This window comes from Prosthecobacter sp., assembly GCF_044226605.1.
Classification (GTDB): domain Bacteria; phylum Verrucomicrobiota; class Verrucomicrobiia; order Verrucomicrobiales; family Verrucomicrobiaceae; genus Prosthecobacter.
This window is the reverse complement of the sequence record NZ_JBGAGS010000004.1, coordinates 233053-247590: the sequence shown is the minus strand read 5'-3', so window position 1 is coordinate 247590 and position 14538 is coordinate 233053. Positions and strand designations below refer to the sequence as shown.

The 14538-nt window shown below is 58.8% G+C and carries 9 protein-coding genes and 1 pseudogene; 7 read left to right on the top strand and 3 right to left on the bottom strand.

Annotated elements, in window-relative coordinates; translation table 11 throughout:
* The first annotated feature begins 5 nt into the window (after positions 1–5).
* The 4 genes from ACILSO_RS07040 to ACILSO_RS07025 all read left to right on the top strand — a co-directional run bounded on the left by ACILSO_RS07040 (position 6) and on the right by ACILSO_RS07025 (position 7175).
* A complete protein-coding gene (locus ACILSO_RS07040) occupies positions 6–1520 on the top strand; it encodes a hypothetical protein (RefSeq protein ID WP_395736670.1) in 1515 nt (504 codons plus the stop codon).
* A gap of 272 nt (positions 1521–1792) precedes the next feature.
* Entirely contained in the window at positions 1793–3112 is a 1320-nt protein-coding gene (locus ACILSO_RS07035) for a polysaccharide-degrading enzyme (protein ID WP_395736669.1), read from the top strand.
* A gap of 20 nt (positions 3113–3132) precedes the next feature.
* Positions 3133–6375 carry a LamG domain-containing protein gene (locus tag ACILSO_RS07030; protein ID WP_395736668.1) on the top strand — a complete coding sequence of 1081 codons (3243 nt, stop codon included), beginning with the start codon at positions 3133–3135 and terminating at the stop codon, positions 6373–6375.
* Between the two features lie 50 nt (positions 6376–6425).
* The gene (locus ACILSO_RS07025) at positions 6426–7175 is read left to right on the top strand and encodes an SDR family NAD(P)-dependent oxidoreductase (RefSeq protein WP_395736667.1); all 750 of its coding nucleotides are present in this window, start codon (positions 6426–6428) and stop codon (positions 7173–7175) included.
* Here ACILSO_RS07025 and ACILSO_RS07020 read toward each other — a convergent pair.
* Positions 7132–8628, bottom strand: coding sequence for a sodium:solute symporter family transporter (locus ACILSO_RS07020; RefSeq protein ID WP_395736666.1), 1497 nt, complete (start codon positions 8626–8628; stop codon positions 7132–7134). The two genes, ACILSO_RS07025 and ACILSO_RS07020, sit on opposite strands and share 44 nt — an antisense overlap.
* A 114-nt stretch (positions 8629–8742) precedes the next feature.
* Between ACILSO_RS07020 and ACILSO_RS07015 the strand changes: the two genes are divergently transcribed.
* Entirely contained in the window at positions 8743–9723 is a 981-nt protein-coding gene (locus tag ACILSO_RS07015; RefSeq protein WP_395736665.1) for a Kelch repeat-containing protein, read from the top strand.
* Between the two features lie 36 nt (positions 9724–9759).
* Here the strand turns inward: ACILSO_RS07015 and ACILSO_RS07010 are convergent, their stop codons facing one another.
* Positions 9760–10416, bottom strand: coding sequence for a hypothetical protein (locus ACILSO_RS07010; protein ID WP_395736664.1), 657 nt, complete (start codon positions 10414–10416; stop codon positions 9760–9762).
* 59 nt (positions 10417–10475) lie between these two features.
* Positions 10476–13181: a DUF1592 domain-containing protein gene (locus ACILSO_RS07005; protein ID WP_395736663.1), complete on the bottom strand. Its 2706-nt coding sequence runs from the start codon at positions 13179–13181 to the stop codon at positions 10476–10478.
* 163 nt (positions 13182–13344) lie between these two features.
* On the opposite strand from ACILSO_RS07005, the pseudogene ACILSO_RS07000 reads away from it, so the two are divergent.
* A pseudogene (locus ACILSO_RS07000) lies at positions 13345–13726 on the top strand (FKBP-type peptidyl-prolyl cis-trans isomerase); the annotation flags it as partial.
* An 18-nt stretch (positions 13727–13744) separates the two neighbouring features.
* A complete protein-coding gene (locus ACILSO_RS06995; protein WP_395736662.1) occupies positions 13745–14497 on the top strand; it encodes an SDR family NAD(P)-dependent oxidoreductase in 753 nt (250 codons plus the stop codon).
* The last annotated feature ends 41 nt before the right edge of the window (positions 14498–14538 follow it).

The following is a 14538-nucleotide window of genomic DNA, read 5'->3' as shown; positions in this document are numbered from 1 at the left end:
CGCCCATGAAGCTCTCCCTCTGCCTTTTCAGCTGCCTTCTGCACCTCCCGCTTTGTGCGGCCGAGAAGGTCTTCTTTGCCTTCGATGATCACAATGTCGCCTGGCAGCACAATTTGAAGCTGACGTTGGAGACGGCGCAGAAACATCCGGGAAATCCGGTGCTGCGCAATGGCCCCCCAGGCTCTCCGGATCACGGCCACGCCGTTCTCTACGGAACGGTGCTCAAGCAGGGAGATGTCTTTCGCATGTGGTATCTCGGCATGCATGAGCCTGCGGTCGTCAAAGGTCAGGCCCCCGGCTGGTGGCGTCCCATGTGCTATGCAGAGAGCAAGGACGGCATCACCTGGACCAAGCCCGAACTCGGTCTTGTCGAGTTCAATGGCAGCATCAAAAACAACATCTGCCTGATCGAAGGAGATCCTTGGTCCATGACTCGCGTGAACGATTTTCTCTCGGTGCTCTATGAGCCTGATGAACCCGATCCCGCAAAACGCTTCAAGTGTGCTTTCATCGCACACATGCCCATTGAGGATGTCAAAGGTGGTCGCAGCAAGATCGGGCCCAACGAAAAGCGCTGGGGCGCCTTCGTCACCGCCACCAGTGCAGACGGCCTGAAATGGAAATGCGTCGGCGACCGTCCCGCCAATGCCGGGGGCGAGCGTTTTGAAGTCAGCGGTCTCTACCGTTTCGGCGATTTTTACTATGCCACCGGCCAGCTCCTCAGCCCATGGTCATGGCGCGCGGACGGCAGGGACATTGGCCGCGACATGCTGGCCTATCGGTCCCCAGATTTTGTGTCTTGGTCCAAGGCGAAGGCCTTCTCTTACGCACGTCCCGGCCAGCTTTCCGACCCGCCCGTCAAAGGACAGCAGATGCACATGGGCGCAGGATTGTGGAACCGCGGCAATGTCATGGTCGGCCTCCATGGCATGTGGCAGGACGCCGAAGAAAAGCCCCCCAAGGACAAGAGCTGGAACTTTGGCGTGCGCGTGGACCTCGGGCTCATGATCAGCAACGATGGCGTGCACTTTCGCGAACCGGTTCCAGGGTTTCAGCTCATCCCTCGAGGAAAGCCCGGTGAGTGGGATGACATCGCCATTTTGCAGGGCCATGCTTTTGTCAATGAAGGAGACAAGACCATGATCTGGTATTCTCATTGGAATACCGGTGGTGATCTCGAAAACATGGACATCGGACTCGCCACCTTGCGCCGCGATGGCTTCGGCTCCCTCTCATGCAAGGTGGCCGACGAAGAAGGGCATTTCATTACCAGCACGTTTACTGCCAGAGACATCGCGGTGAATGTGGACGGCATCATGCCAGAGTCTCCGCTCAGCGTTGAGTTGCTCGATCACCTCGACCATCCGCTTGCCGGCTATACGTGCAAAGTATCCACCAATGGCGTCCGCGTCCCCCTGGCCTGGTCCAGTCCTCTCCCGGCAGGCAAGAAACTCGCTCTGCGCGTGAACTATGCCCCGGGCAGCTCGGCAAAGGTTTATGCGGTCTACATCACTGAATAGCGGTCATTTTCCTGCGCACCCTAAAGATTTGATACAGCCGCTTTCATGAGCCGCTGCGAAACAGCGGGCGCCCAGGCAGAAAGGATCCATTGCGTGCCAGGACAGGTGCCGGTTGATCGTTCGGATGAAGGGAAATTTTACTGGAAAAAGGGTGCCTGCACCGGACAATCGATTTAACTCAAGATCATTTTTTTACCACGATCATGCCACCATTGGACACCCCTCTCCGTTTTCTGAGGTTGATAGCTTTGTCTGGAAGCCTGCTGGCTCCTGTGATTGCAAAGGCAGCGGTTTACGAAGTAGGCCCGGGCAAGACGCATGAAGACATCGGCTCCGTGCCATGGCACGCACTGGCGCCCGGAGATGTGGTCCGCATCAACTGGCGCAAGCAGCCCTATCATGAGAAGTGGGTGCTGGCCTGCCGCGGAACGGCAAGAAGTCCCATCACCGTCAGCGGAGTGCCGGGGCCGGGTGGCAAGCTGCCAGTGATCGACGGTGAAAACGCAATGACCAGCCCCATGGTCAAATACTGGGGCGAGGAGCGTGGCGTCGTGAAGATTGGTGGAGCGAATGTGCCGGCAGTGACAGCACCCGCTCATATCGTTCTGGAGAATCTCGACATCCGAAATGGCAGGTCCTCTTTCAGCTTCACCGGCAGGCGTGGTCCTACCCCATACAAAAAAGATGCCGCGAGTGTGAATGTAGAGATCGTTGATCATCTGGTGCTGAGAAACCTGACTCTGCACGGCAGCAGCAATGGTCTCATGATCAGCCCGCAATCCAGAAATGTCCGCGTGGAACGCTGCCATATTTATGACAACGGCAACCCCGGAAGCATCTCGGAGCACAACGCTTACACCGAGTGCAACGGCATAGTCTTTGAGGGCAATCACTTCGGACCGCTGCGCACAGGCTGCCTGGGTAACAATCTCAAGGACCGCTCTGCAGGACTGGTGGTGTCCTACAACTGGATTGAAGGCGGCAACAGGCAGCTCGATCTCGTGGACGCCACCGGCAATCCGGAGCTCAATGCATCGTCTTCTTATCGCGACACTTACGTCTTTGGCAATGTTTTCATCGAGCGCGATGGCGACGGCAACAACCAGATCGTTCATTACGGCGGAGACAGCGGCAAGACCGGCGGTTACCGCAAAGGCGTCCTCCACTTTTATAACAACACCGTCGTATCCACTCGGGACAAGCCCATCGCTTTGTTCCGCCTGTCGACGGAAAATGAAACAGTCGACTGCCAGGGAAACATCCTGCATGCGACCACCAAAGGAAAAAATCTTTCCCTCGTCTGCAAGGTTGGCGTGCTGAAGATGGGCAAAAACTGGCTCACGGAAGGCTGGATTCCCACGGAAGATGAATTCACCGGAACCATCGAAACGCTGACCCCCTCGGACGTCGGTGCCGATCCCGGCTTCGTCTCCCTGGCAGACCAAGATTTCACCCTGGCTCCCAATTCGCCGTGCCTGGGCGCGGCGCCTGAGCTCTCTCGCGGGCTGCTTCCGGTGCTCTATCGTTACGTCCGGCATCAGCAGATCGAAAAGCTGCCCTCTGACCAGAAGCGGAACATGGGGGCGGAATGAAGCAGGGCGCATCTTTTGCCATGAATCTCCGCCGTGTCATACTGCCTCTTCTGATCGTCACCGAAGCATGCTTTGGGGCAGCGGTGCCGCAGCTTCAGGATCCATGGGATGCAGGCTATTCCAATCTGGACGCCACCGGCCCTTACGTGATGGGCTGTTGGAAGTTCGATGACATGCCGCAGACCGATGCCTCTGGCCGCGGTGCCAGTCTGTCCCTTTATCCCGCTAACCCAGTTCCGGATGGGCGTTTTTACGGTGGGCTCAAATGTGGTCCGCATGTCAGAACCCTCCCCGGGCTGCCACATCTTTCCCCTCAGGGCGCATTCTCTGCTGAAATGTGGGTGAAAGTGACAGACAACTCATCGTCTGCGCAGGCGGCGCTCTGTTTGTTGGACAAACAAGGCGCGCAAATGGAGGACTTTTGCTGGAACCTGTTGCCGGCCGACGAGCGTGGCCTGCGCCAGATGATGGTTCGTTTAGGTTTTGGAACGTTTGTCAAAGAGCACGTTTCCACCCCAGTGGCTCTTCCACTCAATGAGTGGCGGCATTTGGCCTTCACCTATGATGGAGCGGGCAAAGTGGTGTTTTATGTCGATTCGCAGTCCGTCGGAGAATCTTTTGCGGAACGCTGCGGTGCCTCCCATCCTGGTGCTCAGCCGTTGAGCGTGGGCGCCAACGTCCTCGGAAACGCGGTGTTTCCGGGTGTCGTCGACGAGGTACGCCTCTGTTCGGGCGTGCGCGAGTTCGCGGCTTTCGCATTGGAGATCCTTGGCACCTCTCATGTCTGGGAACGCTTGTCGCGCTCCCAGTCCATGAAGATCAGATGCGCCAATCTGCGCACGCAGCCATTGCGCGGCATGGAGATGACCTATGTGGTCGATGGTGTCCCGCAGTCGTTCATTTTTCCCGACCTCGCTCCGGGTGCTGCCAATGAAAATGAATTCGGCCCGGACACTGCCCTCAAGCCCGGCACCTACACGCTGGAGGTGGTCATGGGCAGCGGCACCACCCGCGTCAGCCGGAAAAAAGATTTTAAAATCATTGGCAGGCGCAGGCAGATGTTTCCGGTCATCATGGATGGTGTCGGCCAGAGCGACCTGCCCTGGCTGCAAGCCCTGGGCTGCACACACTGGGCGGGCATCGGCAATGATGACGCACCCTACGCCGGCACTGCTGACAGGCAGCGTCCACCGCTGGTTCAGGCAAAGCTTGAGGCGGGTCTTTTGTCCGGCCTGAAAGCCGTGGGATCGGTGAACTATGACAAGCTCATGCTCGCCATGAAGCATTTCAAGGTGGGGCGTGATGGCAAGGAATACTCTCCGCCCGAGCTCAATGTCGCCAGCCCGGAAGCTGTCGCCTTCATGTTCGGCTGCGGCAACATGTTCACCGTTTATTACCGCGCCAACAACCTGTGGTCCGGCGTCATGATCAATTCTTCGCTCGGCAAAGCAAAGCCGGGTTTCAGTGCCAAGGAGCAGGAAGCCTACCGCACCTTCAGCGGGCAGGACATTCCCGCCGAGGTCCAGGGGGAATCCGTCGACTGGCGCATGCTTGCCGGCTTCCCGGAGAATCGCATGATTTCAGACGATCATCCCATCCTGAAATACTACCGCTGGTACTGGTCTGAAGGCAATGGATGGAAGGAAATGAATGATGCCTGGCGCCGATCCTACGATCGGCGCAAGCAGGACCGTGATGAAACCTGGATCATGCATTACCCCTCGGTGCGTCAGCCGTCAAAAGCAGGTGCTTACAGCTTGGTTGCGAACATCGGAGACCAGAGCATGGACTCTCGAAACCCTTTGCTGGCAGGTCTCTGTGCGGATCAGCAGATCGCCATGAGAGCTGCGCATGGAACTGAAATGGGCATCTATGGCATCGTTCCCCTGAGCTGGGAGCGCAGTCTGGTTTCTCCTTTTGGAGCAGAAGGCACCGTGGATGCCATCGTGCAGGCAGATCGCACGGCGCAGTTGCAGCGCATTACGATGGCCTCCGCCATTCTGAAGGAAAACGTCTGGATGACGATGTCGCGCCCGGTGAAAAGCCTCGTCCTCACCGACGGCTTCGCCCTGCGCCCGGCTGAGAAGGACGCATCTTATAACAAGTTCAGCACCACACATCCGCAGAGCAGGTCTGCCTTGAGCGATGTCGCTCAGCGCCTGCTTTTCCCGCTGGGCCCCATGCTGGCAAGACGTCAGGTGCTGCGTTCTCCGGTGGTCATGCTCGAAAGTTTCACTTCGCAGGTGATGGCGGGACGCGGTCTTTATTGCGGTGGTTCGCCACGCACCCTGGAAGTATGGCAGGCTCTGCAGCATGCCCACATTCAGGCAGATCTGCTGTATGAGGAGACTCTCCTTCAGGGCGGCTTGGATGACCGCAAAGTCCTGTTCCTCACCGACTGCGATGTCCTCCCCGTCAGTATCGTGGAAAAAATCAGGCAATGGCAGGAGGCGGGCGGCAAAGTCATCGCAGATGATCATCTTTGCCCTGCGCTCAAAGCCGATGCCGTTCTGCCAGAGCAGGCGGCACCCGCCACACCCGCTGTCGCTGCCCCGGCAAACAGTCCCCCCGTGGACAATTCGGGAACTCCGCCTCAGGATGCTCCTCCGGCTCAGCCTCTGTGGGAAAAACTCGCCCAGGCTTGCAAAGACTGCGGCTGGCAGCCGGCACTAAGCTGTGACAGCCCGGACATCATTCTGCATGCCAGCCAGACTGGAGAGGCAACCTGTCTTTTCGTCATGAATGACCGCCGGGAGCCCGGCATCTACGTCGGCCAGCATGGCAAGGTGATGGAGTCCGGCCTGCCCGTCTCTGCCAGCCTGAACCTTGGCCAGGAAAAAGTGAACGTCTATGATCTCACCCATTCACGCTTCTTGCTGCCAAAGCGCGAGGACAGCGGACTCGTCATTCCATTGCAGCTTGGCCCGGCGGAGGGCCGCGTGCTGCTGCTCTCGCCTTCTCCCTTGATCGAAATGCAACTCGATGTGCCGGTGGTTGGCACCTGCGGAAACGTGGCCGAGGTGCGCATCGGCCTCAGCACCTCGGGCGGAAGGCCCATGCCGGCGGCCATTCCGGTGGAGGTGACCATTCGCGATGCTGACGGCGCTCCCGCCGAGTTTGAAGGTTACCACGTCGTGGACAATGGCGAGCTGATCCTGCCTCTGGATCTCGCCAGAAACGAAACGCCGGGAATCTGGGAGGTGCGTGTGCGCGAGCTTGCCTCGGGCATGGAAGCGGTGAAGTGGATGCGCGTGAGCCGCTGAGATTGCGGTCGCATTTGCACATCGAAACATCCGCGCCTATCTGAAAGCGCATGATGAAAGCATTCTCTCTTGAAGGTCGGACGGCATTGGTGACGGGTTCTTCGCAAGGCATCGGCCTTGCCCTGGCGGGCGGCCTCCACGCCGCAGGCGCACAGGTTTTTTGCCATGGCCTGCCGCAGAGACCTTCGGACTTCCCAGATTGGGCCGGCTATCTCTCCTGCGACCTCTGCGCACCCAATGCACCTGCGGAACTGGTGGCCTCCGCTTTTGCCAAGGCGCCGAACCTGGACACTCTCATCTGCAATGCGGGCAGCTTCTTCGATGTTCCGTTCCTGGAAATGACCCGCGAACGCTGGGACAAAACCGTGCAGCTCAACATGGCTTCGGTCTTTTTCACCGCGCAGGCATTTGCACAGCGCCTCGTGGCGGAAAAGCGCGGCGGCTCAATTGTGATCACCTCCTCGACGAACGGCTTCCAGGCCGAGGCGGACTCCTGCGCCTATGACGCCAGCAAAGGCGCGCTGGTCATGCTCACAAAATCCCTCGCCGTCGCTCTCGCAGATCACGGCATCCGCGTGAACGGCGTGGCGCCGGGCTTGATCAAGACGCCGCTGACCTCGCAGTTGCAGGATTCGCAGGTGCAGCACTACGAAAAGAAAATCCTGCTGGGCCGTCTCGGTGTGCCGGAGGATGTGGCAGGCGCCGCCGTGTTTCTCTGCTCGGATGCAGCAGGCTACATCACCGGCGAGACCATCATCATTGATGGCGGCCTGACGACGTGGCAGATCGGCCGGAGGTGAGCAGTCCGACCGTCAGGGTGATCACTGTTCCGAGCAGGCTGAACCAGATGAAGGAAAACAGCTGAACGGGTTTTTCGGCGGTGAAAAACCCGTTTTGATACAGATACAGGGCCACCAGAGTGACAAACCCCACAAGGCATCCGGACAGCGCACCGCGTGTGGTGGCCCTGTGTGTGAACATCCCCAAAAAGAACAGCCCTAGCAGCGGACCGCCAAACAGCCCCATGACGGTGTTGACAGACTCCACCAGATTTCCGGACATAAGCGAGACTGCGAAAGCGAGGCCCACGACAATGATGCCATACATCACGGTGATCCAGCGTGCATGGCCCACCTGCTCGGCGTTGGTTTCTCCGCTCGCTGCACCGAGGCGCTGCTTGAAATCCACCACCGTGGCGGACGCCATGGAATTGAGTCCCGCCGAGATCGTGGACATGCTGGCGGCATAGATCGCTGCGATGAGAAGTCCCGGTAGTCCGGCTGGAAGCTGCGTCACCACGAAATAAGGCAGGATTTGATCCTCCTTGGCGATCAGCCCGGCCGCCATCGGGTCTCCATGCGTCTTGTAAAAAGCGTAGAGCACCAGCCCTGTGCCATAAAACAGCACCAGGACAGGCAGCAGCATCAAGAGCTTGATCCACAGCGACTGCTGCGCCTCCCGCAGACTGCCCGCGCTCAGATAGCGCTGCACAGACACCTGGTCGGTCGCCATTTGCACAAGGTGCAGGAACGCCGCTGCGCACAGCACCGACCAAAAGTTCACCCGCTCAGTGAAGCTGAAGTTAAAGCTCAAATCCATGAGCCCGTCTGACACCGCCGTTGACCACACGCCTCCGAGTCCCCCGGGGATTTTGCCTGCCGCCACCAGCATGATCGTGAGCTGTCCTCCGAACAGCACGATCAGTTGCAGCACGTCCGTCCAGATCACCGCCCGCATGCCGCCCATGGCGGTGTAGATCGTCGTCAGCGCACCACTGGCAAGAATGGTGATCCAAAGCGGCATGCCGGTGACTTTTTCCAGCGCTAGGGCAGGGGCGTAAGTCGCCGCTGCCAGCCAGAGCGCCACGCGGAAAATGAACAGGCCAGAGGCCAGCAGACGCACGGAAAGAGAAAAGCGTTCTTCCAGAAACTGATAGGCGGTGAAGTAGCGCGACTGGTAAAACTTCGGCAGCATGTAAACAGCCGCGAATGGTGTGGCGAGGAAAAAGGCCAGCATCACATAGCCAAAGTCGAAACCATTCTTATACACGTCCGCCGGCCCGGAAAGATAGCTGATGCCCGAAAACAGCGCGGCCAGAATCGACATGCCCACCAGCATGCTGTTCATGCCACGGCCGGCCAGAAAGTAGTCTCCCAGAGACTTCGAGCCACGTGCTGAAAGAAGGCCCACCCCCACCGATGCACCGAGGTACACGCCGAAGATCGTATAGTCGAGCCAGGGAAAATGCGTCATGGGTCAGGTGCGTTAATGGCACAGTAAAACGTGCCTGGACCATGGTGTTTCTGGTCCGATTGTCATACCACTGTTTTCAGAAGAAAAGCGGCTGGTTCGGCGGTATTTAAAAGCATGAAATCTGCGGCCCTGCCATCCACCACCTCCCTGGCGCTCTTCTTTTCCTTGCTGCTCGCTTCCTTGGCTCCCCACCTCCATGGCGGAGATTGGGAGGCCCTGCCTCCTCTTCCGCAGCCAAATGGTGGATTTGTCTGCTGCACCGCGGAGGGCAGGATCGCCATCGTCGGCGGCACCAACTGGAACGGAGGAGTGAAGAACTGGCTGAAGGCGCTTCATGAGTATGACCCCGCAGCCAGGCGCTGGACTCATGTGCGTGATCTTGAATCTCCGGTGGCCTATGGCATCAGCATTCAGAACGGGTCGGCTCTCCAGTATCTAGGCGGGAGCGATGGCAAAGCTCCTTCCCGCAGGCTGGTGGTCGTGAATCCAGTGGAAACGATCATCGCACAGGGCATCGAGTTGCCGCCGGCGGTGGTGTTGTCAGCCGGTGGCATGGTGGGCGAATCCATCGTTTTCACGGGCGGCACGGATGATGCGGCAAACATCGCAGGTATCACCCGGAAGACTTATGAAATCACGCGGGAAGGGGTGCAGGAGCGCGCAGACTATCCGGGAAAACCCTTTGCCGTCGCTGCATCCGCCGTGGTGGGGCATGAACTCTTCGTCTTCGGTGGCATGAATCAGGACGCCTCTACGAAGGAACCCCTGAACTCGGCGGAAGCCTTTGCATTCTCGCCAGCAAAGAATGAATGGCGAAAGCTGCGCTCCCTGCCTGCCGCGACTCGCGGATTGTCCGCGGTGGCGCTGGATGATCGGCACATTTACCTCGCAGGCGGCTACACCAGTGATTTTTCAGCGGAAGCCCTGATCTATGATGTGAAGTCCGACAGTTACGCCAAAGCAAGGGCGCTGCCTTACGCGGCCATGGTGGGCCTGGTAAAACTCGACGGCTTTGTCTATTGCCTCGGCGGTGAAGACAAGAAGCAGTCGCGCACGGACAAGTTTTTCCGCATCCCATTGTCGGATCTCAAGTGAATCAGAAAGATCACGTGCCGCCGGTCTCGATCTGATTCATCGGACCTGCCCCGCCTGTTTGGCCGCGCGATAATCGTCGATGCGTTTTTTTGAATCGGGTGTCAGACGATCCAGTTCAAGTTCAAACGTCTGTCCGTCTTCGCGCTGGATCAGCACGGCATCTTTGGTGAGTGTCAGGATCTTGGCGCGCAGGCTTCTGCCATCCGTGCTTTGCAGTTCTATCATGCCGCTCTCTGCACTGCGCTCAGGTAGCGCGGCTGCCGGATTCTTCTGCACCGCGGGTGCGGGCACAGGCGCTGTGAAAACTGGAGTGCCAGTGGAGTTCGGCTGAGACGCATCTTGAGAGAAATACATCCATCCGAATACCCCGGCGCAGCCAAGCAGGGCCGCCTGAAAGACATACCCCAGGAGCGAACCTGCAGCCCCAGCCTCTTGTTCAGCGGCGGATTCACCCGGTGGGTCGGGCGGATACAGCTTGGGGTGCAGCTTGTGCTTCGCCGCCTCCCATGCGTTCTGATGCGCATTCCCCGCAGGACCTTCAAAGACAGCCTTGATCAAGTTGCTCGCGCCACCCCTTGTCGGCGGCACAGGCATCTTGAGGAACTCCAGCACCGCTTTCTGCTTCGGCAGGATCGGCTCTTCGCGCCAGGCTTCGCCCGGATGTTTCGCATTCGCCTTGGGCGGAGTCTCCATGGGTGGTCGGTGAATGTGGGCGGCTTACGCGCGGTTGCAGCGTGACGCTTTGGACTTGGCTACGGAGTCACTCGCATCTTCTGAAACGGCACGCTTTCGCACACTGCGAGGATGATTTCCTGCATGCGGTTGCCGGAGACCTTTGCTTTGCGCAGGATCTCTTCCACCGACGGCTTGTCGGAATACTCGAGGCCGCGCCCCAGGGCGTAAATGAGAAGATTGTCGGCGAAGTTCTTCACAAACTGGTCGCTCATGTCGCGCACCAAAATGCTGCGCAGGTCGGCCAGATTGGCAAAGGTCTGTCCCCGCACCAGCATGCCGGAGGCGTCGATCGGCTGCTTCTTTTCTTCGTCTCGCCAGTGGCCGATGGCATCGTAGTTCTCAAAGGCAAATCCCATCGGGTCCAGGAAGGCATGGCAGCCGGCGCAGGAGGCGTTGCTCCGGTGTTCCGCAAACTGCTGCCGCAGGGTCATCTTGCCAAACTGCTGCTTCTTTTCATCCAGCGGAGGCACGCCGCCCGGTGCTGGTGGTGGCGGTGTGCCAAGAATGTTTTCCAGCAGATACTTGCCCCGTTTGACCGGAGAGGTGCGCGTGGGCGTGGAAGTCAGCGTCAGTATGCTCCCCTGCGTGAGGATGCCGCCACGTGGCGTCCCCTGCAGAGACACCTTCTGGTACTTTTCACCTTTCACACCTTGAAGGCCATAGAAGCGGGCCAGCTTCTCATTCACAAACGTGTAATCCGCATTGAGAAAGGCGATCACGTCCAGGTTGTTGCGCAGGATGTTGTCAAAGAACGTCTGCGTTTCCTTCTTCATCATGTATCCCATCCCACCCTTCCAGTCGGGGTAGCGTTTCTGGTCCACATCCACGATGTCCATGTCGCGCAGCTGCAGCCACTGCCCGGCAAAGTCTTCCGTCAGGCTCCAGGCGCGGTAGTCGCCAATCATCCGCTTCACTTCCTGACCAAGGTTTTTCCGCAGCTCGCCTTTGGCGGCCAGTTGCAGCAGCTTGTCATCGGGCGGGGAAGCCCACAGAAAATAGGAAAGACGTGAGGCGAGGCTGTACTCGTCGATCAAAGCGACCCCGTTCTGCGCCGGTCCCACGGGCATTGGGGAGCTGTGGTATAGAAATCCCGGAGACATCAGCATGCCGCGCAGCACATAGCCCAGGGCCTCCAGCGGTGGCAGGTTCTCCTTGAGGCCCAGGTCTGCAATGCCTTGCCATTTGACCTTTTCGGCATCACGCAGCGGACGGCGGAAGACGCGCTGCCCGAGTTTTTCCACCAGACCGTGAACGTCTGCTGCAGCAATGCCGCCCGGCTGGTCCGTCGGACCTTCCACTGTGAGCTCATGCAGCCAGAAGTTGCGGTCCTGGTGTGTCTTTTCATCGTAAAAATCGTTCAGGAACCAGACCTGGATCTCTTGCTTGCCCGCTGGAAGCTCGACCTCTGTTTTGAACCATTGCGGCGTCTGGTCTTTCGCCGTGATCGAGAAAGAGCCCGCGTTCTTGCCGCCGATGCGCACATCAAATTTCGCCGGTTCGCCTCCCGCCTGCTGCGCGCCGGCCTTGATGATGAGACGATACTTTCCTGCCGTGGCCAGATCCAGGTGATGCTTCACATAGCCATTCGAGGGCAGTTCAATGGTGCCTGTGTCACGGGAAGCATTGCCCTGGCCGTTTTCGAAATCTTCGCCGCTGAGCTTGATGGCTGGAAGTCCAGCAGGCTTGCCATCCAGCAGCCACTGCACCAGCCGGGTGCCTCGCGGCGGCAGCAGTCCGTCTGGTCCCTCGACGTCGATCTTGTCCAGCGCCAGATTCCGGTCGCGCTTGTCGGGATCAGGATTCTGGGGATCAGCGAAATCATTGAGGAATCTCACCACGATTTTGTGTTCTCCGCTTTTCAGCGGGATTGTTTGCTGAATGGTCTGCCAGGGGCCCTTGTCTCCGCGATAGGGGGCTGTGACATCAAACGTGCCGAGCTCCTTGTCATCGACCAGCAGCGCTGCTTTCGCCGCATCCGGCCCGGCCTGTGTCGCGGACAGTCGGAATTTCAGCTGGTAGTTGCCGCTGGCTGGGGCGGTAAATTTGGTCGCGGCATCCGCATTGCTGTGGAACCAGCGCACACCATCCCACTCTTTGGTCTCTCCCTTCTGATTCCAAAATTTCTTGGCCCCGAGCTCCAAATCCAACCGTTCCACATCCGAGGTGTCCAGCGCCTTGTCCGCCACAGCATTGGCCGCGCGAATGTACTTCTCCATCAGCAGCGGGGAGATGCTCAGCACATCCCCGATGTTGTCAAAACCGTATCCGGTGTCATCGGGCGGAAATTCATTGGCCGGCTTCATGTCCACCAGCAGCAGGTCACGGACCGTGTTGTTGTACTCAGTCCGGTTCAGGCGGCGGTAGGTGATGTGCCCGGGATCAATCTTTTGCGGATCAAACCAAAACACCGTGTTGTCGATCCACGCCACGATCTCATCGCGCTCCGGCAGCGAAGGTTTCTCCTTCTTCTCAGGCGGCATCACATGCGTGACAAGCTGCTGCCGGGCATGATCCCACAGCACCTTGTCGCCGATCAGCTTGCCATACTCAGGATACTCATCCAGGGCGAAGTCGCCCTTGTCCGTTCCATCGCCGTGGCAGTCGTAGCAGTACTTTTGCAGCAGCGGCAGAATGCGCTGGTTGTAGGCATCCTGGCCACGCTCGGCGGCAGTCAGCAGGCAGGGCAGGGAAAGAGTGGACGCGAAAAGAAAACGACGAAGCATGAAAATGGGGAAGGGGGGTATTTTTGAATACGCTCCCAAGGTGGCAGGGATTTCGCCGAAACCAACGGCACATTGTGCGTGATTTGCGGTTGCGTGCCCGCGGGCTTGCGCTGAAGAAGCCCGCCCCCTTTTTGATCCCATGTCCCAATCCGCTCTCGAAACCGGCAAAGCCTTCCTCGCTGAAAATGCCAAAAAAGCAGGCGTCACCACCACCCCCAGTGGCCTCCAATACGAAGTGCTGACCCCCGGCGCCGGCAAAAGCCCCAAGGCCAGGGACACCGTCGTGGTCAATTATCGTGGCACCCTGCTCAATGGCGTGGAATTCGACAGCTCCTACCTCGCCGGACGCGAGCCCGCTGAATTTCCGCTCAAGCGCGTCATCAAAGGCTGGACCGAGGGACTTCAGCTTATGCAGGAGGGGGCCAAATTCCGCTTCTTCATCCCGTCCGAGCTCGCCTATGGCCAAGCGTGGTGCGGGCATCGACATCGGCCCCAACGAAACCCTCATCTTTGAGGTGGAACTCCTGAAAGTCTGGGAGGATTAGGCGCGATTTGTTCTGTCCATGAATCAAATCGACCTCAAGGACAGAGTTGCCATCATCACCGGTGGCGCATGCGGAATCGGCTACGCCATTGCAGAGCGCCTGTTGCGTTCGGGCGCGGGTGTGTGCCTCTGGGATATCGATGCCGCTGCACTTGAAACCGCCAAAGCCGAGCTTTCGTCTCTCGGCAAGGTCCATACCGCCACCGTGGATCTCACCAGCATCACCTCCGTGGAAAGCGCCACCGCATCCACCATCGCCGCTTTCGACAAGATCGACATTCTCGTGAACAACGCGGGCATCGCTGGCACGAATGCAAAAGTTTGGGAGACCGACCCCGCCGAATGGCAGCGCGTCATGGCCATCAATTTGAACGGCCCCTTCCACTGCTGCCATGCCGTTGTTCCTCACATGCTGAAAAACGGCTACGGCCGCATCGTCAACATCGCCTCCATCGCCGGCAAGGAGGGCAATCCCAACGCCGCCCACTACAGCGCCTCCAAAGCAGGAGTGGTCGCCCTCACCAAGTCTCTCGGCAAGGAGCTCGCCACCAGCAATATCATCGTCAATGCGGTCACTCCCGCAGTGATCGAGACCGACATCCTCAAGCAGCTGACACAGCAGCATGTGGACTACATGCTCTCCAAAATCCCCATGAACCGTTTCGGCAAAAAAGAAGAGGCCGCTGCCCTCGTCGCCTGGCTCTCCTCCGAAGACTGCTCCTTCACCACCGGCGCCGTCTTTGATCTCTCTGGCGGACGTGCCACCTATTGATCGAATCGGCTGCCACTGCAGGAATTCGATCACTGCCAGAT

Bases quoted from the DNA above. Each gene is read 5' to 3' on its own strand.
- ACILSO_RS07030 (WP_395736668.1), top strand. From the start codon at position 3,133: ATGAATCTCCGCCGTGTCATACTGCCTCTTCTGATCGTCACCGAAGCA.
- ACILSO_RS07020 (WP_395736666.1), bottom strand. From the start codon at position 8,628: ATGACGCATTTTCCCTGGCTCGACTATACGATCTTCGGCGTGTACCTC.
- ACILSO_RS07005 (WP_395736663.1), bottom strand. From the start codon at position 13,181: ATGCTTCGTCGTTTTCTTTTCGCGTCCACTCTTTCCCTGCCCTGCCTG.
- ACILSO_RS07015 (WP_395736665.1), top strand. From the start codon at position 8,743: ATGAAATCTGCGGCCCTGCCATCCACCACCTCCCTGGCGCTCTTCTTT.
- ACILSO_RS07010 (WP_395736664.1), bottom strand. From the start codon at position 10,416: ATGGAGACTCCGCCCAAGGCGAATGCGAAACATCCGGGCGAAGCCTGG.
- ACILSO_RS07040 (WP_395736670.1), top strand. From the start codon at position 6: ATGAAGCTCTCCCTCTGCCTTTTCAGCTGCCTTCTGCACCTCCCGCTT.
- ACILSO_RS07025 (WP_395736667.1), top strand. From the start codon at position 6,426: ATGATGAAAGCATTCTCTCTTGAAGGTCGGACGGCATTGGTGACGGGT.
- ACILSO_RS06995 (WP_395736662.1), top strand. From the start codon at position 13,745: ATGAATCAAATCGACCTCAAGGACAGAGTTGCCATCATCACCGGTGGC.